General features: G+C 66.0%; 24 protein-coding genes and 1 pseudogene. 8 read left to right on the forward strand and 17 right to left on the reverse strand.

Annotated elements, in window-relative coordinates; translation table 11 throughout:
• Positions 1-38 precede the first annotated feature (38 nt).
• On the reverse strand, positions 39-230 hold the full coding sequence (locus tag JOF55_RS03845) for a hypothetical protein (protein WP_310269656.1): 192 nt from the start codon (positions 228-230) through the stop codon (positions 39-41).
• 172 nt (positions 231-402) lie between these two features.
• Between JOF55_RS03845 and JOF55_RS03850 the strand changes: the two genes are divergently transcribed.
• Positions 403-1728, forward strand: a complete 1326-nt coding sequence (locus JOF55_RS03850; RefSeq protein ID WP_310269658.1) for a PP2C family protein-serine/threonine phosphatase — start codon at positions 403-405, stop codon at positions 1726-1728.
• A 43-nt stretch (positions 1729-1771) separates the two neighbouring features.
• On the opposite strand, the gene JOF55_RS03855 is transcribed toward JOF55_RS03850, so the two are convergent.
• Positions 1772-2251: an ATP-binding protein gene (locus tag JOF55_RS03855; protein ID WP_310269661.1), complete on the reverse strand. Its 480-nt coding sequence runs from the start codon at positions 2249-2251 to the stop codon at positions 1772-1774.
• Positions 2252-2385: 134 nt separating this feature from the next.
• A complete protein-coding gene (locus tag JOF55_RS03860; protein WP_310269663.1) occupies positions 2386-2775 on the reverse strand; it encodes an STAS domain-containing protein in 390 nt (129 codons plus the stop codon).
• A gap of 204 nt (positions 2776-2979) precedes the next feature.
• Between JOF55_RS03860 and JOF55_RS03865 the strand changes: the two genes are divergently transcribed.
• Positions 2980-3291, forward strand: coding sequence for a hypothetical protein (locus JOF55_RS03865; protein WP_310269665.1), 312 nt, complete (start codon positions 2980-2982; stop codon positions 3289-3291).
• Positions 3288-3659 (forward strand): type II toxin-antitoxin system RelE family toxin, encoded by a 372-nt coding sequence (locus JOF55_RS03870; RefSeq protein ID WP_310269668.1) that lies wholly within the window; start codon positions 3288-3290, stop codon positions 3657-3659. Before JOF55_RS03865 ends, JOF55_RS03870 begins: the two co-directional genes overlap by 4 nt.
• 20 nt (positions 3660-3679) lie before the next feature.
• Here the strand turns inward: JOF55_RS03870 and JOF55_RS24680 are convergent.
• The 4 genes and pseudogenes from JOF55_RS24680 to JOF55_RS03885 all read right to left on the reverse strand — a co-directional run.
• A pseudogene (locus JOF55_RS24680) lies at positions 3680-3893 on the reverse strand (IS30 family transposase); the annotation flags it as partial.
• Positions 3894-4060: 167 nt separating this feature from the next.
• Positions 4061-4612: a GAF domain-containing protein gene (locus JOF55_RS03875; protein ID WP_310269671.1), complete on the reverse strand. Its 552-nt coding sequence runs from the start codon at positions 4610-4612 to the stop codon at positions 4061-4063.
• Between the two features lie 698 nt (positions 4613-5310).
• Positions 5311-5577 (reverse strand): hypothetical protein, encoded by a 267-nt coding sequence (locus JOF55_RS03880; protein ID WP_310269673.1) that lies wholly within the window; start codon positions 5575-5577, stop codon positions 5311-5313.
• 264 nt (positions 5578-5841) lie between these two features.
• Positions 5842-6069, reverse strand: coding sequence for a restriction endonuclease subunit S domain-containing protein (locus JOF55_RS03885; RefSeq protein ID WP_310269675.1), 228 nt, complete (start codon positions 6067-6069; stop codon positions 5842-5844).
• 97 nt (positions 6070-6166) lie between these two features.
• Here JOF55_RS03885 and JOF55_RS03890 point away from each other — a divergent pair, with 97 nt between their 5' ends.
• Together JOF55_RS03890 and JOF55_RS03895 are read left to right on the forward strand one after the other, a co-directional pair.
• Positions 6167-6463, forward strand: a complete 297-nt coding sequence (locus tag JOF55_RS03890) for a hypothetical protein (RefSeq protein ID WP_310269677.1) — start codon at positions 6167-6169, stop codon at positions 6461-6463.
• 485 nt (positions 6464-6948) lie between these two features.
• The gene (locus JOF55_RS03895) at positions 6949-7722 is read left to right on the forward strand and encodes a DUF4190 domain-containing protein (RefSeq protein ID WP_310269679.1); all 774 of its coding nucleotides are present in this window, start codon (positions 6949-6951) and stop codon (positions 7720-7722) included.
• Between the two features lie 107 nt (positions 7723-7829).
• On the opposite strand, the gene JOF55_RS03900 is transcribed toward JOF55_RS03895, so the two are convergent.
• The 9 genes from JOF55_RS03900 to thyX form a co-directional block, all read right to left on the reverse strand.
• On the reverse strand, positions 7830-8108 hold the full coding sequence (locus JOF55_RS03900) for a cousin-of-CoaP protein (RefSeq protein WP_310269681.1): 279 nt from the start codon (positions 8106-8108) through the stop codon (positions 7830-7832).
• 237 nt (positions 8109-8345) lie between these two features.
• Complete coding sequence (locus JOF55_RS03905) at positions 8346-8735, reverse strand: hypothetical protein (protein ID WP_310269684.1); 390 nt, start codon at positions 8733-8735, stop codon at positions 8346-8348.
• A 311-nt stretch (positions 8736-9046) separates the two neighbouring features.
• Positions 9047-9310, reverse strand: a complete 264-nt coding sequence (locus JOF55_RS03910; protein WP_310269687.1) for a hypothetical protein — start codon at positions 9308-9310, stop codon at positions 9047-9049.
• A 311-nt stretch (positions 9311-9621) separates the two neighbouring features.
• Complete coding sequence (locus JOF55_RS03915; protein WP_310269690.1) at positions 9622-9897, reverse strand: hypothetical protein; 276 nt, start codon at positions 9895-9897, stop codon at positions 9622-9624.
• A gap of 255 nt (positions 9898-10152) precedes the next feature.
• On the reverse strand, positions 10153-11877 hold the full coding sequence (locus JOF55_RS03920; protein ID WP_310269693.1) for a ribonuclease J: 1725 nt from the start codon (positions 11875-11877) through the stop codon (positions 10153-10155).
• Positions 11874-12815, reverse strand: a complete 942-nt coding sequence (gene dapA, locus JOF55_RS03925; RefSeq protein WP_310269696.1) for a 4-hydroxy-tetrahydrodipicolinate synthase — start codon at positions 12813-12815, stop codon at positions 11874-11876. The genes JOF55_RS03920 and dapA overlap by 4 nt, the downstream gene beginning before the upstream one ends.
• 189 nt (positions 12816-13004) lie before the next feature.
• Positions 13005-13631, reverse strand: a complete 627-nt coding sequence (locus JOF55_RS03930; protein ID WP_310269699.1) for a TIGR03085 family metal-binding protein — start codon at positions 13629-13631, stop codon at positions 13005-13007.
• Between the two features lie 108 nt (positions 13632-13739).
• Complete coding sequence (locus JOF55_RS03935) at positions 13740-15230, reverse strand: serine/threonine-protein kinase (protein ID WP_310269702.1); 1491 nt, start codon at positions 15228-15230, stop codon at positions 13740-13742.
• Positions 15231-15449: 219 nt separating this feature from the next.
• Positions 15450-16202, reverse strand: a complete 753-nt coding sequence (gene thyX, locus JOF55_RS03940) for an FAD-dependent thymidylate synthase (protein WP_310269708.1) — start codon at positions 16200-16202, stop codon at positions 15450-15452.
• A 224-nt stretch (positions 16203-16426) separates the two neighbouring features.
• Here thyX and JOF55_RS03945 point away from each other — a divergent pair, with 224 nt between their 5' ends.
• The 3 genes from JOF55_RS03945 (at position 16427) to JOF55_RS03955 (ending at position 19961) form a co-directional block, all read left to right on the forward strand.
• On the forward strand, positions 16427-17011 hold the full coding sequence (locus JOF55_RS03945; RefSeq protein WP_310269711.1) for a toxin-antitoxin system HicB family antitoxin: 585 nt from the start codon (positions 16427-16429) through the stop codon (positions 17009-17011).
• Positions 17012-17063: 52 nt separating this feature from the next.
• Positions 17064-18017, forward strand: coding sequence for a DUF4097 family beta strand repeat-containing protein (locus JOF55_RS03950; protein ID WP_310269714.1), 954 nt, complete (start codon positions 17064-17066; stop codon positions 18015-18017).
• 249 nt (positions 18018-18266) lie between these two features.
• Positions 18267-19961: a C69 family dipeptidase gene (locus JOF55_RS03955; protein ID WP_310269716.1), complete on the forward strand. Its 1695-nt coding sequence runs from the start codon at positions 18267-18269 to the stop codon at positions 19959-19961.
• Positions 19962-20006: 45 nt separating this feature from the next.
• On the opposite strand, the gene JOF55_RS03960 is transcribed toward JOF55_RS03955, so the two are convergent.
• The gene (locus JOF55_RS03960; protein ID WP_374727218.1) at positions 20007-21236 is read right to left on the reverse strand and encodes a winged helix-turn-helix domain-containing protein; all 1230 of its coding nucleotides are present in this window, start codon (positions 21234-21236) and stop codon (positions 20007-20009) included.
• Positions 21237-21294 lie beyond the last annotated feature (58 nt).

Below are 21294 nucleotides of genomic sequence, written 5' to 3' on the forward strand. Positions count from 1 at the left end.
CCGGCTGCCTCGGGGCACTTCCCGATCATCGAAGGTATTCAGGAGAAAGCCTCGTGCGCGTCGGCCGATCGGATGATCACGTGATCGGCCGCCACACCGGGCACAGCTTGCAGCCGAGCTCCGACGGCGTGCGGCCCGCTTCCCCGGCTACCGAACGAAGTCACCGGCGTCGCTCCGGCGGTGGACACGCAGCGCAGCATCATTCCGGCAATCCGTGTACTGATGCTCACTAACGTTTCGGTTACAGTACGGTTGGTTGAGCAGTCAGCCACTGGATCATGCACCGTGCCGACGAGGGGCCGCTGTTCCGCACGCTCGACGACATCCCGGCAGTAACGGCCACGACGGGAGCGGTCGCCGAGCGGCGGTGGCTGCGCACTTTCTCGGCAGGAAGGACGACCTTTGGCGGCCGAGCAAACAATACCGGGGATCACGCCGGCTCCACACCGCCGGAATGGTGATGCCGAGGCGATCGAAGCGGCACGGTTGGCGGCGGTGGCCCGCTACGACATCGTGGACACCCCTCGGGACGAGGCATTCGACCGGATTGCCGCGCTGGCCGCGCGGTGGCTCGACACACCGATTGCGACAGTGTCCATCGTGGACAGCGATTGGATCTGGTTCAAAGCCACACATGGCATGAGCGAGATCACCCGGACCGCGCGGGAGCCGGGACTGTGCGACTCGGCGATCTCCCAGGACGCACCGTATGTGGTTCCGGACACTCTGGCCGATCCCCGCGCAGCCGGGAATGCGCTGGTGCGCGGGGAGTTGGGCATCCGGTTCTACGCCGCCGCACCGATCCGCAACTCCGAGGGCCACCGGCTGGGCACGGTCGACGTGCTCGACACCCGCCCTCGCGAGGTCGGAGATACCGAGCTGACCACCTTGCAGGATCTGGCGGCCGTGGTGATGGATGAGCTGGAGCTGCGGCTGTCGGCACTGACGACCCTGCGACACGAGCGCAGGCTGCGGGAACGCATGGAGGGGTTCGCTTCCACGCTGCAGCGCACACTGCTGCCCCCGTCCCTACCCCGGGTGCCCGGGCTGGAGCTGGCGTGTCACTACCACGCCGCGTCCGCGAGCGATGTGACCGGCGACTTCTACGATGTGTTCTCTCTCGGCGACGGCCGGTGGGCGTTTTTCCTCGGCGATGTCTCCGGTCACGGCGCGCCTGCGGCGACGGTGACCTCGCTGACCCGCTACACGCTGCGAGCCGCGGCGCTGCACAGCCCCGATCCTGCCGCCGCGCTGATGGAATTGAACGCTGCCCTGCTGCGGGATCCGCACGTTCCGCAGTGCTGCACCGTCCTGTTCGGGATCCTGCAGCCCGTGTCCACCGGTGGCTTCGACATCGTCCTCGCAGGCGGCGGGCATCCGCCTGCACTGTGGATGCGTCCGGAACACGGTGTGGTGGAGGAGATTCATCCCGACGGGGGGATGCTCGTCGGGGCGCTGCCGGATGCCTCGTTCGCCACCTCCCGCCTACATCTGGCGGAGGGGCAGACGCTGCTGCTCTACACCGACGGGCTCGTCGAAGCCCGCCCCGGTGGCGAGTTCTTCGGGGAAGAGCGACTGAGGACGTTTCTGGCCGACAACATCAGCGCAGGTGCCGAGACGTTGATCGGGGAGCTGACCACGCTGATCGGCAGGTTCGATCCCGCCCCCGACGACGATATCGCCCTGCTTGCCCTGCGCGTGCCCACTGCTTCACCGGACGCACACTGATCCACGGCCGAACCGGCAAGCACCGCGAGTACGCGCGGACGCGTCAGGGCGGGGACGGGCGCACCGCTTCGGCCTGCGGCACCACGGTCCAGGCCATGCGCACCGTGGTGCCGGAGGTGCCTGCGGTGACCTCGGCCTGCTCGGCCAGGCTCCGAATCAGCACCAGGCCCCGGCCACCCATGTCCGCGCGCTCGGCAGGCGGGCGACGCCAGCTTCCGTGATCGGACACGGTGACTTCCACCTGTGCCGTGTCGGGCCGGTAAACCGCATGCATGTCCAGCACGCCGCCACCATCGGGATAGGCGTGGGCGGCGACGTTGGCCAGCGCCTCGTACCCGGCCAGCGCCACTACTTCGACCTGTTCGACGGCCATCCCGATGCGCTCGGCCCACTCGGTCAACGCGCGCCGCAGTCCCGCCAGCCGTTCCGGCTCGGCAGGCACCGCAGGGCAATGCAGATCGGCGACCGGCCCTGCTCTGTCATCACCATCGTGTTCGTCGGCCGCCGCACCGTCGGTGTCCATGTGCTCTTCCTGCTTCGACTGCTGGATCGGGCTCCGGCGTACCCACTCGGCCGGTCCACGTATGCACACATCGCCGAAATGATCGTCCTGCTACGGGCCCGCTACGGCCGGGCTCCGATCGAGGGCTGCGGCCATCAACTTTCGGACAGGGCCTCCTGCCGGGAAGCGTGGACGGGGATCCTGCGGTCCAGAGCGGTCACCTGCAGCGGCCGTGCCGTGGCCGTGTTCGGGGCCACCACGCACAGCGCTGTGTGGCCCTCGGCCTGCTGGTAGGCGGTAACCAGCGCCGACAATCCCGCCGAAGCGAAGAAGTCCACGCCGGTCAGGTCCACCACCAGCTTCTCCGGCCTGCCCTCCAATGCCGACGTCAGCGCTTCCTCGAATGTGGGCGCGGTCACCATGTCGACGTCTCCCGAGACCGGCAGCACCGCCTCCCGGCCATACCACTCCACGGCCGCGATCACGATCTGCCCCTCGGCGGGTTCAGTGGTTTCGGTATGCACGGACGAATCGAAAGAAGTCACGGCGCCCACTATCGCATACCACCACCGACCTCCGTCGAACAAAGCCCGTGGTGTAGGCCGGTGGTCCGGCGAGCTCGATGACGAGGATCTTGGCCTCGTGCTCGATGGGCCTCGGAGACTCTCCTTGCTGTGCTTGCCACAAATCGACTCTACAAAGAATTCTGTGTAGAGTGGGTGATGTCCGGAACAGTAGAGGAGGGCCGGATGAGACTCGAAACGAACGATATGCGGACGATGAGCGAAGCCACCAGGACCGGCGTGTCACGGCTGGCTCAGGAAGCCCACGCTGGCCGGGATATTGTGCTGACCAGCAACAGCCAACCCGTCGCAGGCGTGGTGAGCATCGACAAACTCGCCCGGATGCAGCACCTCGATGAGGTCGAGTCCGACCTGCGACTCCTGACTCTTGCATGGACACGGGTCCTCACCGACAACGGTCGGCATCACCGCTTGGAGGATGTGGCTGCCGAGTTCGGCGTCGACCTCGACACCGAGGACGACGAGTCCCAGGCATGACCAGTGAAGTCGTTCTCACCGATGATGCCAAGGAGGATCTGCGGGAACTGGATGGATCAGCGCGCAAACTGGTCCTGAAGGCTCTCACCAAGCTGAAACAAGCCCCGGAACAGCGTGGCGCCTCGCTCGTGGGCGTTTTGGCCACGTTCCGGAAACTTGTCATCGGCGACCGTGACTACGGTATCGTGTATCGCGTAGAAACCGATGGCACTGTCGTCGTCGGTTACGTGATCGGTAAACGCACCGATGGTGAAGCCTACGAGCTCGCCCGCTCTCGCCTGGCCCTGCATCATAATCAGTCCGCGGCTCAAGCTGTCACCGAATTGCTGGATCGGGCATACAACAGAGAAGCCGGATCATCGGCCTGATGAGGTCGGCAGCAGCCCGCCCGCGGCACGCCCGCCGCACGAAGGCGCTCGTACTCCAGACGCCCCGGATGCCTGACAGGACCGGCCTTCCCCCCGCCCTTGGATGCCAGCCTTACGCGCCCACCCGTAGGCCGTGTTCCGGTTCACTCCCACCACACGGGCAGCCGCCAGAACGTTGCCCGACTCCCGATCCAGCGCCTCGAAGAACCGAGCCTTCAACTCCCCAGAAACCACGATCCCCGCAACTCCCTGAATCCCAGGGTGTTGCGGGGACCGCTAGAACCCGGCGCTGTGGTAGCGGGGCCGCTGGTGTGCGGCGGGGCGGGCTTGTTCAAGGCGGTGAGCGTTGCTGCACGGTATGCGCGGGGAGCAGCGGATCGCCGACACACTCGAGAGCGGATTCAGCCGCCTGCCGGCGGGGTGATTCCGGGCAGCCCGCCGGTGCGCGCGCTGATCAGGATCATCGCCGCGTACGAGGCGAACACCCAGCCCATCTGTTCGGCACGCTCATCGAGAGCGTGCCGCTGGTTGGAGTACAGGTCCAGGGCCGCGAAGAATTCCTCGTCCCGGTAGAGCTGGAAACCCATCATGCTGCCGACTCCCAATGCGCGGGCCTGCGGTATGTAGGACGGCCAGCGGGTCTCGGTGGCGAGGTCGTCGCTGCGGTAGACCCCGTTGTGCCAGGCACCGACTTGCATGGCGGCATCGAAGCACGGGCCCTGGCGTAGCCGACCCTGCGCCTGGTCGGAATCGTGGATGCGCCTGCTGGTAGCCGCTGCCGTCTCGACTCCCCGCTTGCGGTACAGCAGCAGGACGCCTGCGTCGTCGCAGCCGTCGAGGTGCTGCACGGCCAACTCCACGACCCGGTCCAGCACGGCCTGCTTCGAGGATTGCACAGTCAGGTCCCGAGCGAGGTCGGCGAAGACCTCCAGGGGCGTGTCATCGATGGCCATGGCTGCCGCTTCCTCTTCCGCACTGTCGAGCTTGCCCTCGCAAGGCTTCCAGGGGGCGGGCGCGGCGGCGGGTGACCACCACACATTCCCTTCCTCCGACGTACCAGCGGCTCGGTCGCAACGCAGCCCCACCATCCCCCGAACGAGCCCCGAGCACCGAGCAGCCGACGGCACCGCTTGCGGGCGGCAGGCAACGAGCGTGGCCACCTCGCGAACACCGCGCTACTGCGGCTCGAAGCAGGTATCGCTGCGCACGGAAGTGCATCTCGGAGCCGTACCGCCTGGCACCGTCCAGGGCTCACAGCAGGGGCTCGGCTTCGCGTGGCCGACCCAGCTCGATCATGCAGCGCCCCGCCATGACATCGATTTCGGCTCTGTTGAGCCAGTAAACCCACTCCGGCCATCCGGTCCTCGGCGCTCGTACGAATCGTCGCCCCGGTCCAGTGCTCTCCAGGTGGCCTCGGCATCTCCCGCTTTCGCCGAGGCCCAGGCAACCCGTTCCGGAAACAGAGCACGAACCACCGGAGTGGTCTCCGACGCTCCTTGGACAGCCGTACGCGCCAACAGCGCAGCATCGGCAGGAGTGCCGATATTGGCCATCTGATAGCTCAGGCTCGACAGGAGCTGCGCGCCGAGCGTGCCTGCACCTGCCGCCCTCCCTGCCTCACTTGCGAATCACTATCGAAGATTCCCACTGATCACAGGTTCAGATCCAGTGATTCTCGGGGGCCATTGCCCGGCGGTGGCGGCAGCGGCCGGTCGGGGTCGATCTTCGTGGCAGGTGCAGCGGGCTGCTTCTCGGCAGGTTCCGGTTCCGCGTCGGCTTCGGCGGGTTGAGTTTTCGCGAATTGAGCCTTGGCCGTGCGGGGCTTACGAGTGCGTCCGGCCTTCGACGCACTCGCCCGCTCGACGCGGATACGTTCCAGCAGCACCGAGGCCGGTTCGTCATCCGGGTCCTGCTCCACCAACCGCCCCGCGAACGCCTCCCGCGGGAGGGAGCGGCGCCGGTGTTCTGCGGGTCCGGGCCTCTGTCACAGCTTCACCCAGTTGTTCTTCAGCGGTACGCAACTCCCTGTTGCGCTGCGCAATGGCTTCCTGCTCTCGATATGGCGGGATAGGTACACGGATAGCACGGAGAGACTTCTGCGATATGCTTCTCATCGAGTCCTTGGTTCCCGTCGCAGCATTCGATATCTGCTTACGCGCGTAAGGCGACGAAAGAACAGGGATCAAACGTTCCTTTGGGGGGCAGCTTCATCTTCACTTTCCTGAAATTCGCCCCAAGTCATTGCGCTGACCTTGATGACGCCCCACTCATCATCGCGGGCAGGTCTCGCTTCGCAAGCAAAAGATTTACCTGCTTCGATACGATCAAGCACCTCGTCGAGGATTCCTAGACACCAACTCTCCGGCATCTCCGAGGGGGCCAGCCCGCCTCCAAGCACGTTGGTCTGCAACGCCGACCTCTCCCACAGCCCCAAGGAACGCTGAGCACGAGTTACTTCTCCAGCAGCAACCTCCGACCGCGATAGGTAGTCCTCGAGAACGGCGACGATGCGGTGCTGCTCGGCGATCTCGCGCCAGCGGTTGCTGCTCCGCGCTCGCCTGCGCGAGCTGTTGCTCGACCTCCTGGCGGCCACGTTGCTCGCGTTCCAGCGAGTCGTGCGCATCGGCGAGTTCCGTGCGGGTCTCGATCAGTTTGGCGCGGTGCGCATCCAGGTCCGTGTGGAGCCGGTCGAACTCGTGGCGCTCGGCCGCCGAGGACGGATCGGTGAACACATAGGACTCGGCACCCGCCCCCAGCGAGGCCAGCAGCAGGTCGTGCTCGACGAGCAGGCCGAAGTTCGGTGAGTTGCGGGCGAGTGCGGCCACGCGCGGATCGACCGGTGCCGACGTGCCGGGCGTCCCCGTTGCCTCCGTCATCGAATCCTTGCCCACTCGTGACCGGCGCAGCGTCGGAACGTATCGCTCCTGTGACATACCAGGTGGACACTGTTCCGGTGATGTCGTCAGCAGCAGCTTTCGAGCCGTCCCGGTGGCACCCACCGCAGCGGCGAATCCGGTGCGTCGAGGTGAGCCCGTTGTAGCGCTCGCGCTTACGGGAATCAACCCCACGTTACCGGCGGCAGTATGCCTGCTCAGCCCCCTCGCTCGGCTCGGCGATCCGGAGCAGTCGACGCGGGGAGATCACGAACCCCCGGCCCAAGCACAACAGGCCCCCAGCATTACCGGACATAGAGCCGTCCCCGCACGACACAGGAGCACGTCCTGCCACGCCACGAAAAACAGCGAAGTCCGTGGCGCTACGAACGCATCTCCACGATGAAGGACATTCGATGAGCATCCCCCCACCCCCTCCGCCCGGACAAGCCGTTCAGCCGCGCAACGGGCTCGGCACCGCCGGTTTCGTCCTCGGGCTCCTTGCCGCCCTCTTTTCGCTGATGCCCATCATCGGGATGATCGCCTGGCCACTGTCGATCCTCGGGCTCATCTTCGGCATCCTCGGCATTCTGCGTGCCCGGAAGGGAGCGGCCACCAACAAGGGACTGTCGATCGCAGGCACCGTACTGGCCGCGATCGGGCTGGTGACCTGCATTCTCTGGACCGCTCTCACCGGTGCCGCCATCAACAGCGCCGCCAACGAAGCCGAGAGTGAACTGAACCGCATCGAGCAGGAAATAAATCAGTCGATTCCGCCCACCCAGGTCGACAAGCAGGCCACGAACGCGCCGACGAAGCTCGCTTTCGGCGAGAAGCACGAATGGCCCGGTGGTGAGGCGGTCGTGATCTCCGCACCCACCAAGTACACGGAAACCAATCCGCTCATCCTCGGCGAGAACGAACGTGGCGCCGCCGTGGACATCACGATCACCAACAACACCGGCGATGAGATCAACCCGATAAGCTGGGACATCACCGCCACACACGGTGGTAGACCCGCCGAGACGATTCTGGGTGACGATACCTTCGCCGATGCGGCGATTCCGGCGGGCGGCGAACTGACCATCACCCGGGCGTTCAAGGTCGGTACCGAATCCGCCGAGCTGCAGGTCTCGGTGGCCCCTAACGTCTTCGCCGAGAACACCGTCTACTACCACGGCACGTTCTGACCCACGCCCGGTTTCGACCGGCTGGGAGCTTCCGGTCAGCCAACACAGGTGTGCCGGTCTCCCCGGAGGAGACCGGCACACTGCTGTGCGAAACGAGCGGAAGAATCTCAGTCGGCGTCGACGACGGGAGCGTTGACGCACTGGGTGTACTGCGGTGAGGCGATGGGCGCCGCGATGCCGAGTACGGCCACGTTGTTCCCACAGGCCTGGATCGGCGCCACGCTGACGTTGTTGTCGTTGAGGATGTTGATGCCGTCGTTGCCGTCGTCGTAGTAACCGCCATTGTGGCCGTAGTCGCCATGGCCGGAGGCGAAGGCGGGCGAACCCAACGCCATCAGTCCGGCGGTGGCGGCCGCAGCCCCGATAAGTCGAACGGAAGTACGCACCGAAAGACCCCTCTCTCGTGTGAATTCGATTCCATCGATCGGACGAGACGCCAACTCGCGAACATCCTCGGCGCCCTCGTCGACCGGCTCTCCCACGGTGGCACCCACCCTGCTCACCGGCTCGCCCAATCACTCCAAAGAGCGACGAAGAAGGACATTCCGCCGGTTGTGTCCGCACAGATGTGTGCCGGCCTCCCGAAGGAGACCGGCACACGCGCTTCTCAGGAAGCAGCGGTATCAGCCCAGCAGGCCACCCAGGCCACCCAGGGCGTGTCCCTTGCCATTGTCACCGTTCTTGCCCTTGTTGTTCTCGTAGTCCTGGTAGTGCTTGTCCTTGCCGTAACCGTTGCCGTTGTCTTCGACCTGCTTCTGGTCCGAGTCGGCGTCGCCGCCGTCGCCACCGTTACCGGCCGAGCACGCCACCTTGTTCTCGCCGAGAACCGAGATCGGAACGAGGCCGCACAGGTTCACGCCGATGCCGCCGTCACCGCCGTCACCGCCCTCGTTCTCGGCAACCTGGCTACGAATGTCCTCGAAGGAGGGAACACTGGCGAAGGCGGGCGCGCCCATGGCCATCATGCCTGCGGTCACGGCAGCGACTCCGACCAAGCGAGCAGATGTACGCACTGAAAGGCTCCAATCTGGATGAATTCCGTCCTCAAAACCGAACCGACGTGGATTCACTCCCCATACCCCGGGAACCCATATCGCCGACCGGCGAACTTCACCCTGACACCGGTGCCCGCGCCCCGCCCGCTCTGTCACACCAAAGAAAACGCACACTCACCCGAGCGCTGACCATATTTACACAGAGTAATAACATCATTGACACAAAGCACACATGAGTGTGCCGACCCCCTCGAAGAGGACCGGCACACTCATGAGCGCAGAAACACTTTCAGGACCGTGGAAGTCGTGCACGATCCACTGCGGGCATGTCAGTCGCGCTCCTGCCCGTCCGAGTCGCCGTTACCACTGCCGCCACCGTTACCGGCCGAGCACGCCACCTCGTTCTCACCGAGAACCGCGATCGGGAGGACACCGCACACGTTCACACCGATGCCGCCGTCACCGCCCTCACCTGAATCAACCTGGCTGTGAATGTCCTCGAAGGAGGGAACACTGGCGAAGGCGGGCGCGCCCATGGCCATCATGCCTGCAGCCACGGCAGCGACCCCGACCAAACGAGCAGATGTACGCACTGGAGACTCCAATCTGGATGAATTCCGTCCTCAAAACCGAACCGACGTGGATTCACTCCCCATACCCCGGGAACCCGCATCGCCGACCGGCGAACTTCACCCTGACACCGGTGCCCGCGCCCCGCCCGCTCTGTCACACCAAAGAAAACGCGCACCCACCCGAGCGCCGACCATATTTACGCAGCGCAACCGGAGTATCGTCGCCCCGCACAAGAAATGTGCCGACCTCCCGGAGGAGACCGGCACATTTCCGCACCGTAGAAGCACGGAGTCAGGGCCGTGGGCGTTTGCCCGTCCCTATCAGGACAAGGTCACTCACCCTGCTTCTGGTCCGAGTCGGCATCGCCGCCGTCGCCACCGTTGGCGGCCGAGCACGCCACCTCGTTGCTGCCGAGCAGCGCGATCGGGATGAGGCCGCAGGCGTTCACGCCGATGCCGCCGTCGCCGCCCTCGCCGCCCTCGTTCTCGGCGACCTGGCTGTAAATGTCCTCGAAGGAAGGCGGGGCGCTGGCGAAGGCGGGCGCGCCCATGGCCATCATGCCTGCAGCCACGGCAGCGACCCCGACCAAACGAGCAGATGTACGCATCAAATACTCCATTCCTGATGAATCCGGATACACCGGGCCGACACGGACTCACTCCCCATACCCCGGGAACCCGCATTGCCGACCGGTGGATTCACCGTGGCATCCTGCCGGTGATCCTGCTCGTTCTGTCACACCAAAGAGAACAGCAGATCGCACAGGACAGCAGGAGTACCGAGCACCATCTCCGAATGAAAGTCACCTTTTTCGGGCCGAGTCATTCCCGATGAAAACGCACGGACCGAAAAAGCGAAAATCTCACGAATCGACCGGAAGAACGTTCGGCACGATCATCGGGCGCCTGCGATAGGTATCGGCCACCCACTTGCCGACCGTGCGGCGCACAGCCTGGGCGATCCGGTGAGTATCGACGATGCCCTCCGTCTCGGTACGCGAGAGCTCCATCTCCACCAGCGGCACCACCTCGTCGAGCGCCTTCGGATCATCGGAGAACCCGCGCCCGGAGATCGTCGGAGGCGATATCGCCCTGCCGGTGGTGGCATCCACCGCCACCGTGATCGAAATGAACCCACCTTCACCGAGGACCAACCGATCCGACAGGGTCGACTCGCCGACGTCGCCGACCGACAGGCCGTCGACATACACGTGGCCGATCTCGTAACGCCCGGCGATGCTGGCGATGCCATCCACGAGATCCACCACGACCCCGTCCTCGGCGATCACCACCCGATCCGGCGGCACCCCCGTCAGCGTGGCCAGGTCCGCGTTCGCGCGCAGATGCCGCCACTCGCCGTGCACGGGCATGACATTGCTCGGCCGGACCGCGTTGTACAGGTACAGCAGTTCACCGGCCGAGGCGTGCCCGGACACGTGCACCTTCGCCCCGCCCTGGTGCACCACCTCGGCACCCAGGCGCACCAGACCGTTGACGACCCCGAACACGGCGGTCTCGTTGCCGGGAATCAGCGAGCTGGCCAGCACGACGGTGTCCCCGGACTGGATCTTGATCTGCTTGTGCTCCCCGCGCGCCATCCGCGACAGCGCCGACAGCGGCTCCCCCTGGGAACCGGTCGAGACGAACAGCACCATCTCCGGGGGCATCGCCAGGGCGTCGTCGAGATCCACCAGCAGCCCGTCCGGCACCCGCAGGATGCCCTGCTCGGCCGCGATGCCCATGTTGCGCACCATCGAGCGGCCGACGAAGCACACCTGGCGGCCACGCTTGGCGGCGACGTCGAGGACCTGCTGCACGCGGTGGACGTGGCTGGCGAAACACGCCACGATCAGTCGCTGTGTCGCCTCACCGACCACCGAGTCCAGCACCGGACCGATCTCGCGTTCCGGGGTGACCACTCCCGGAACCTCGGCATTGGTCGAGTCGACCAGGAACAGGTCGACCCCTTCATCGCCGAGCCGCGAAAACCCGGCCAGGTCGGTCAGCCTCCCGTCGAGGGGAAGCTGGTCGAGCTTGATGTCCCCGGTGTGCAGGACCGCACCGGCCGGAGTGCGGATGGCAACGGCCAGCGCGTCCGGGATCGAATGATTGACCGCGAAGAACTCCAGGTCGAACACGCCGTGGTCGCTGCGCTGCCCCTCGGCCACCTCGATGAGCGTGGGGTTCAGGCGGTGTTCCTTGCACTTCGCGGCCAGCAGCGCCAGGGTGAACTTCGAGCCCACCACCGGGATGTCCGGGCGCAGCCGCAGCAGGAACGGCACGGCACCGATGTGGTCCTCGTGCCCATGGGTGACCACGATCGCCTCGACCTCGTCGAGGCGGTTCTCGATCGCTGCGAAATCGGGCAGGATCAGATCCACCCCGGGCGCGTCGTCCTCCGGGAACAGCACGCCACAGTCGACGATCAGCAATCGGCCGGCATATTCGAACACGGCCATGTTGCGGCCGACCTCTCCGATACCGCCGAGCGCGACCACACGCAGCGCCCCCTCCGCCAGGGGCGGTGGGGGTGTCGCGGAAGTCGGAGTCACGGGATGGTTCTCGGTCGACGTGGCGCGAGCGCTCAACGCGATGTCACCTCGGCTGCATCGGGATTGACCAGGACGAGCCCAGCATCCCACAGGTCACTGGTGATGATGCGCACCTGCTCGTCCGTGGCTGCGGGCAACGGCAGCCGGGGCTGCCCCGTTTCGTAGCCACACAATCGCATCGCGGTCTTGGAGAAGATCACCCCACCCACGAAGTTCATCGAGCGGTAGACCGGCAGGAGGCCATGGTGGATCTCCTGAGCACCGGCGACATCCCCGGACTCGTAGGCATCGAGCATCTGCCGGAGCCGATCACCGACCACATGCCCCACCACGCTGACGAAGCCCACGGCACCGACCGACAGCCACGGCAGGTTCAGCGGATCCTCCCCGCTGTAGTAGGCAAGATCGGAATTGGCCAGCACGTCACTGCCCGCCAGCAGGTCGTGCTTGGAATCCTTGACCGCCTTGATCCGCGGGTGCTCGGCGAGGCGCTTGAGTGTCTCGGTCTGGATCGGCACGACCGTGCGCGGCGGGATGTCGTAGAGCATCACCGGCAACTCGGTCGCGTCGGCCACCGTGGTGAAGTGCGTGTACAGGCCCTCCTGCGGGGGCTTGGAGTAGTACGGCGTAACCACCAGCAGCCCGTGCGCGCCCGCTTTCTCGGCGCCGCGCGCGAGCTCCACCGAGTGCGCGGTGTTGTTCGTGCCCGCGCCCGCGACCACGGTCGCGCGGTCCCCGACCGCTTCGACGACCGCGCGCAGCAACTGCTCCTTCTCGTCGTCGCTGGTCGTGGGGCTCTCCCCTGTCGTGCCGTTGACGACCAACCCGTCATTGCCGACGGTGTCGACCAGGTAGGCGGCCAGATCCTGGGCCAGGTCCAGATCCAGTTTCCCGTCCGCGTCGAACGGGGTCACCATGGCGGTCAGGACTCGGCCGAACGGACGGCCTTCGGTGGCAGTGGGACAGACGGTCATAGTCCACGACGCTACCTGGTAAGCCCACTGCTCAGCGCGCCCGCACCGGTCTTGGACAACCGGAATCGACGCCGCCGAAACGGCACACGGAAACCTCCCGCGGCAGAAGTTTTGCCTCGGCTGTTCTTCCGTCGCCGCCACCGTTGCACGCAAGAGTTTTTCAGCGGCCGAGGGGTGTGATCGTCGACATCACATGGTGCGGCGGAGATCCTCCATCGCCAGCACGTCGGCCTCGTTGCCCTCGACCGTGGCCCGATTCTCCCGGCGGCTGAACGCATGCAGGATCAACTCACTGGGCTCACCCACCACACGCACCGTACGTGGGCCGCTCTTGGCTGCGATCTCGTGGCCGTCGGGTCGCCGCAGGGTCACCCCTACCGGGCTGCGCCCGTAGAAGACCTTGGCCGACCGTGACAGCGCCTTCCACAGCGCCTCTTCACGCGCCGGGTCGGAGGGTCGCGCCTGCCATCCGGGCTGCGCACGCCGCACATCCTCGTGGTGGACGTAGAACTCGGCACTGTTGACGGCCTCATCCACCGCACCCATGCTGAGCGGGTTCCACTTGGGAGCTCCCCGGCGCACCCGGTTGACCAGTTCCGGCCACGGCTGCTCGCGCAGCTCGCCCTGAATCCGGTCGCTGCGTTCGGACAGCGCCTTCACCAGGCGCCCCGCCAGCGCGTCCGGCCGCTGTTCCCGCATGACGAGGTGGACCGCGAGATCGCGAGTCCACCACCCGTGGCACAGCGTCGGCGCCTCCGGACCGAGCTGATCGAACAGATCACACAACTGCTGGCGTTCATCACCGGCCACACTCATGGGGTCACCCTATCCGGATCTTGCCGATGGCGCCGAACAGTGGATCACGGGAGTGGGCCGGTGCTCGGAAGTTCCGGGGAACACCTCCGGGGACCACACCTCCGAGCGCTACGAGGCCTTCGCCGAGCTCCTCAGATGGCTCCCGTTCGCGCTGTACAGGGCGCAGTAGACGGTTCGGTGTCCCCGATCGTCGTTGTCGCTGTTCTCGTCGGCCAGTACCTGGTTGCGCAACTCCCACACGCCCCGTGCGGGAACCAGCGCGGCAAACCGCAACACGGTCCGCTTACCGGGGGTGACGATCTCGTCGGAGGCGAAGTACGAGGCGCACAGCCCCTCCGCGAATCGGTTCAGCGCCTTGTCGCCGGGATAGGAGACAGCCGAGGTGCTGTTGTCGAAAAAGGTGCCGTAGGTGTAGACCTCGATATCGTGCGGGTCGCTGCACGGCACGCCGTCCTCGGAGGTGATTCGGGCTCCCGGAGTGAGCGTGCCGTTGGCGCAGTCCCCGGAGCCGATTCCGGTGAAACGGATGTCCCCGCTCTCGCCGAAGGTCAGAGTCGGCGCCATTGCCTGCGGCTTCGAGGGGGCCAGTGCGAACCGCCCGACGAGAACACCTCCCGCGAACAGCACGACAGCCGCGACCATCGCGGTGGCGATGAACCAGGGCTTCGTGATTCGCCGGGCGGGCGCGGGCCGGGTCGAGGGACCGCCGTGGACGACGGTGGCGGGGCCGGTCGATCCGGTCTGCTGCGAGCCCGCTGCCGTGCTGTCGAGCAGAGCGCGCAACTGCACCGTACTCAGGCGGGCACGTGGGTCACCGATCAACAAACCGGTGACCACCGACCCCAGGGCACCGTGGGCTCCGCTCAACCGCGGAACCTCGTTGAGGACGGCGTGCAACGTGGCCGCCGTCGTCTGCCGGTCGAAAGGCACCCATCCTTCCAGCGCGAAGAACAGTGTCGCCCCGAGCGACCACAGGTCACTGGCGGCGGTGGCATCGGCGCCCTGGAGCCGTTCGGGAGCCATGAACGCCGGAGAGCCGACGATGGTGCCGCTGGTGGTCAGCTTCGGATCGTCCAGGGTCTGCGCGATGCCGAAGTCGGTCAGCTTCACCCGATCTTCGGCCACCATGATGTTGCCCGGCTTGATGTCACGGTGCACGATCCCGGCAGCATGCGCGTTCTCCAGTGCCGAGACCACCTGACGCGCGATCGAGGCAACGTAGTCCGCAGGCAACGGACCACGTTGCGCCACCAGCTCACTGAGGGTGACCGCGTGGACCAGCTCCATGACGATGTAGGTCGTGCCCGATTCCGCGAGCACGTCGTACACCGTGACCACGGCGGGATCGTTGAGTCGCCCGGCCGTCCGTGCCTCCCGCAGGACCCGTTCCTCGTAAACCTGGCGCTCCTGTGGCGGGACCCCCTCCGGCAGATGCAGTTCCTTGATCGCCACCGCACGGCCGATCACCTGATCCCACGCCCGCCACACGATGCCCATCCCACCGCGTCCGAGCTCATCGGTCACCGCATAGCGGCCCCCGATCGTCCGTTCCTGTCGGCCGACACCGACTTGATCGACCACTGCGTTGTCCTCCACCACATTCGACCACCCGAGCGCGGACGGTCCGCGAACGACGTACTCCCCGAACCGGGCTTCGGCTCACCGCGTAGCCGCACCCTGGTTCGAGGGGACATTGTCGGCCTTGAGGACTCCGCGGAAAGCGGTGAGGTTGCCCAGAAGAGGTGAACCGATTCCGAGCTGTTATCTCCGCACTGTGACCGCCGGGCAGCCCTCTCCCGCAGTCGACCCCTCGCGCGATCAGCCCTCTGCCACGAACGGACTCGAAGCGACCTCGCTCCCGTCTCGCAGTGTCGTGATCTCGAAGTCGCCGAACACGTTCGACGCCGCCTTCTGCAACTGACGCAGGCACTCCACGGCAAGAGACCTGATCTCGACGTCGGCATGCTCGCTCGCGCGCATCGCGATGAAATGCCGCCACGCGCGGTAGTTCCCGGTGACCACGATCCGGGTCTCGGTGGCATTCGGCAGCACGGCACGCGCTGCCTGCCGTGCCTGCTTCCGTCGCAACGTCGCCTTCGGCTCCTCGGCGAACTTCTCCTGCAGAGCCTGCTGAAGCTGCGTGTAGGCCTCGATGCTGGCCTCGGTCGCCGCCACGAATTTCTCGTGTAGCTCCGGGTCCTCGGCGATCACATCCGGCTCGACCATCGCCGCGTCCTTCTCCGGGACATAGCGCTGCGAGAGCTGGGAGAACGAGAAGTGGCGGTGCCGGATGAGCTCGTGTGTCAGCGACCGGGACATGCCGGTCAGGTAGAAGGTGACCGAGCCGTGCTCGAGCACCGACAGGTGGCCCACCTCCATGATGTGGCTCAGGTATCCGGCATTGGTCGCAGTCGCCGGGTTCGGCTTGCTCCAGGACTGGTAGCAGGCCCGGCCGGCGAACTCCGCCAGCGCCTGGCCGCCGTCGGCATCGGTCGACCAGTCCACATCCTCCGGTGGGAAGAACTCGGTCTTACCGATCAGCTGCACCTTCGGCGGCACGATCTCGGTCACGGGGAAACCCCTTCCTGCTTCACGCCGGTGCACGACCGGCGGCGACTCCCTGCTCTTTCGCATCGCAGGGTACCGATCGGACCTGCAGGACCATCGCGGCGACCGGAGAGTGCCCACCTCACCGGTTGGTCAATTTCTCGAGAAATTGGCCGACCCCACCCGCACCGTGCGGGTGACACCACCGAGTGGTTGCCAGACATCGCATTTGACGTCATATTGGTGTCATGGATCTGAGCCCCTACATCAACCAGCTTCGCGAGGACCTCACCGCCGCGGCCTCCGCCGGGGACGAGCAGACCCGGCAAGCAGCGGCCACACTGTCCGCTGCCGTCGAGCCCGCCACCCGACTGGCGTTCATGAATGCGCTGTCCGACCTGGCCGCGGAAGTCACCACCCAACTGGACGGCCAAGTCGTCGACGTGCGACTGGACGGACGGGACATCCGGGTGGTGGTCACCGGTTCTCCCACCGGCACCGAACCCGAGGACTCCGAGGAGGAACCAGCACCTCCACCACCGTCCGGCGACGGCGGTGACATCAGCAGGATCACGCTCCGACTGCTCGACGAGATCAAGGGTCAGGCCGAACACGCCGCCTCCTCCCAGGGCGTGTCCCTGAACACCTGGGTGGCGCAGGCCGTACAGGGCGCCCTGCACGGCAACCGCTCGCGCGGACCGTGGGAGCAGCCACGACAGGGCTCCACACAGCGGCAGCGCACCTGGGGGATGTCCGGGAATCGCGGTCCCCGGGGCGGCGGCCGGGGACCGGAGGGTCCCGGCGGACGTATCCGCGGGTGGGTCCAGGGGTGAAACCGATCGGACGAGTTCGACAGGGCCCCGCGAGCGAGGAGGCGATGCGCGAATGACCGGCGACATGGGTTCCGCACCGAACGACGTGGTGCGCACACAGGATTTCGACCCCCGAGGACCGATCGAGCTGGACGTGAGCAACAGCATCGGTCCGGTCAACATCGAACTGATCGAGACCTCCCGCGTCCACGTGGAGGTCCGGCACGATCCCGCATCCGGCCATCCGGACTGGCGCAGCGGGCTCAGCGGGCTGCTGAACTGGGTCAGCGAGCAGATCGGCGAGAGCGGGATCAAGCCGGGCACCGGCGACCGTGACAACGGCCGCGGCAGGGACCGGTCGCTCGACGAACCCAGTGCCGAGGCGGTGCGCCAGACTCGCATCGACATGACCGGCACTCGGCTCGCCGTGCATCCACCCAGCACCGTGCCGCTGCGGACCGTGCCACTGTCGATCACGGTGCAGGCCCCCGCGGACTCGCAGGTGGGTGTCCGCACGGGAGCCGGTGCGGTTTCGGTCACCGGCACGGCCTCGAGGATGCGCATCCAGACCGGTTCCGGTTCCGTGTCGACGGATCGAACGGCAGGGCACGCCACGGTCCGAACCGGTTCGGGCCAGCTCCGTCTCGGTGCGATGCCGTCCGGAGTGGAGGCACGCAGCGGCAGCGGCGACGTGGAGATCGCCTCGTTGGATGCGCCGTCCTCTGTGGTCACCGGCAGTGGCGGCGTGTGGATCGGCACCGTCCATGCCGACGTACTGGTGCGTTCCGGCAGCGGGAGCACGACCGTCGCCGAAGCCGTGGCGGGGCAGGTGGAACTCATCACCGGCTCCGGTGGCTTGCGCATCGGTGTGCGCAAGGGCGTCCACGCGGAGGTCGACCTCACCTCCTCGACGGGTAGTGCGGACAGCGAGTTGGAGGTATCCACCGAGCGGCCGTCCGGGGAACCCGCACTGCGGGTCTTCGGGCGTACCGGCAGTGGTGAGGCACTGGTGACCTCGGCAATGTGAGCTCCATATCGCCGATCATCGAATTCCGTTCGAATCCCGTCGGACTTCCTTCCACGGCACCTCGTCCCGGATACCGAAAATCCTCTTTTTCGGGCATTTCTCGAATCGTTCTCACCGTGCGTCCCGCGATGGCTCGTGATACGACGGTCCGCAACGTCACCGTGGGACCACGAAAATTGTTCCACGGTGACAGGATTGTCGAGAACGTCGCAGTCCGAATCCTGCGACCCTGCCTGAATGAGGTTTTTCATGCACCGACGGGTCCTCTCGTATCCCGCCGCGCTCGTCACGGCCGTGCTCATCACCGTGGCAGGTCTGCATTTATCACCCGGACAGTCCCACGACGGTGCCGCTCAGGCCTCCGAGGCCACCGTCAAGAAGGCAGCCGCCGGGAAATCGGTCGTCAAAAGGGCGGCCGACCATCGTCGCGCGAGCCCCTCCGACAAGCGGTCGAAGTCCCGGAGCAAAAGCCTCGTCCAAAAGAGCTACGGAATCTACGTCGGCCGTAACCTCACCGACGACGGAAGCGTCATGCTCGGCGGAACCGGCGACGAAGTGTCCAGTCACTGGTTGGAGGTCGTCCCGGCCAAGGATCATCCCGAGGACGCCACCATCACCGTCGGCGTCACCGACGAGGCGACCATTCCGGGAAACCTCACCGAGATTCCACAAGTGAGCCACACGTACAAATACATGACGATGAACTACAGCGAATGGGCAGGATTTCCGCCCCCGCTGACGAACGGCGGAATGAACGAGCACCAGGTCGCCATTCGCGACATCTGGTCGCCCTCCCGCCAAGAACTCGTGGAAATGACACCGACTCCGCAGGAGGGACCGCAGTACAGCGACCTCGCCCGGATCGCACTCCAGCGCTCCAAGACCGCGGAGCAGGCGGTCACCATCATCGGCAACACCATCGACAAGTACGGATACTCGACGTACGGCGGGAACTCCCATCTCATCGCCGACACCAAGGAAGCATGGGTGATGATCGAACTCGCGGGCGGGCAAGGCCTGTGGGTCGCCGAACGGCTCGGTCCGAACGAAGTACGGATGTCCTATCCGGGATACATCAAGGAGATTCCGCGCAACTGCCAGGAACACCCCGACTACATGTGCTCGGACAACTTCATCGATTTCGCAGTGGAGCAGGGCTGGTGGCAGCCCGACTCCGGAGAGCCGTTCAACGTCAACGAGGTCTACGGTGAGCAGGGATGGAACTACCGGACCACACCGGCGGAGGGGAAGTTCGTCGCCCCTGCCACCATCGAGAAGGAACTCGAGAACGAGGCGCCGGTGACGCTCCAGGAGTTCATGAGCACGGTCCGCGACCGCAGGATATCCAGCGACCAGAACGGCTACGGCCAGGTGGCTCACCTTCGCAACGGTATCCCCAGCGCACTCGCCCAACTCTGGATTTCGCCCACCGGATCGGTCACGAGTCCGTTCATTCCCTACCACATCGGGGTCCAGGACGAACCCGCCGAGTATCGCCAGCATCGCTATCTCACCAAAAACGCAGCCCAGACCTACATCAATCCCGCCTACGCACCCCAGGAAGCGACCAAATTCGCAGGCCGTCTGTTCAAACGACTCATGTACCACACATGCACGCGCCCGAAGGAGTTCTACCCTGAGGTTCACACGGCACTGACAGCATTCGAGGAGAACATGCGTCAGGAGCAACCGGAGGTCGAAGAAACCGCCCGGACACTCCTCGAGGCCGATCAGCGCGACCTCGCCCAGCGCTACCTCACCGAATACAGCCACACACAGGCCGCCAAGGCCATGGACCTGGGCGAGAGTTTGGTGTCGAGCATCGAGGCACGTGTCAAACTCCGCTACGGTATCCCCGAACCGCCGAATTCGGAGAGCATCAACGGTGGCGGCTTCGAGCAGGGAGGATTCGTCACCTGCTACCGCCAGAAAAACTCCAAGTAGCCGACCGATCAGCAGGTCGGTAGCAGGCCGAGCCGACCGACGTGATCACACAGCCTGCCGCAGGGCCTCGACGAGGTCACCGTGCTCACCAACGGCGACTTCGCCGAGGTCCAGCCATGCCGCCATGTCCCGCAGCGCCGCCGCGAGTTCGGCGGCGATCCTGACGACATCGCCGCCCGGCTCGGAAAACGCCCCGAACACCCGCAGCACCCGAGCAGCACGGTCGGCCTTGAGATCCACCCGGGCCACCAACCGCCCATCGAGCAGAAACGGAAACACGTAATATCCGTACACCCGTTGCCGCTGCGGGACGTAGATCTCGATGCGGTAGCGGAAGTCGAAGATCCGCTCGGTGCGGGAACGCTCCCAGATCAGCGGATCGAACGGGCACAGCAAGGCCCGCCCGGCGATGGTGCGCGGTGTGCGGGCCGCCCGATGGCGATACGCCTGATGCCGCCAACCACGTACCGCGACCGGTTCCAGCGCACCGTCCTCGACCAGTTCGGCCACCGCCTGCCGGGACTGCGCCGGGCTCAGGCGATAGTAGTCACGCAGATCCCCCTCCGTGGCCACTCCCAGTGCCTGTGCCGACCGCTCGACCAGCGTACGCACCGCATCGCCCTCTTCGGGATCGGAGGACAGGACCTCCGGAGGCAACACACGTTCGGGCAGGTCATACAACCGCTCGAAGCCCCGGCGCGTTCCGGTGGTCAGCTCACCGGTGGCGAACAGCAACTCACAGGCCCGCTTGGTGTCCGTGCGATTCCACCAAGGACCACGGCCCTGACGCTGGTCACCACCGAGTTCCCGCTCCAACCGCCCCGCCCCGACCGGGCCGATCTCCTTGACTGCGGCGAACACGTCCTCGAGCAGGCCCGGTGCTCGTTCCAGCAGGTCACGGTAGCGCCGCCGGGATGCGCTGCCGTACTCGCGCATCCGCCAGCGCAGCAGCGGCCAGTCCCGCACCGGGATCAGCGAGGCCTCATGCGCCCAGTACTCCACCAGCAGGCGCGACTGCCGTCTCCGCGCGTGCTGTGTTGCCGGTGGCCAGGCCGCCGCGTCGACCAGTTCGGGCGAGTAGGACCCGAGCCGGCTGTACAGCGGCATGTAGTGGGCACGAACCGCCACATTGACCGAGTCGAGCTGCAACAGCTTGGTGCGCGCGAGGGCACGTTGCAGATGCCTGCGATTCACCTCGCCACCCGGGCGGGAATCGGCGAATCCTTGTGCGGCCAGCACGGTTCGCCGCGCTGCGGCGGCACTCATCGTCTGCACGGATCGGATCGTGCCAGTGATCCCCGACATCGCCGACACCGGCTGCGTCTCTCGGAGC

The sequence above is a fragment of the Haloactinomyces albus genome (assembly GCF_031458135.1).
GTDB lineage: Bacteria > Actinomycetota > Actinomycetes > Mycobacteriales > Pseudonocardiaceae > Haloactinomyces > Haloactinomyces albus.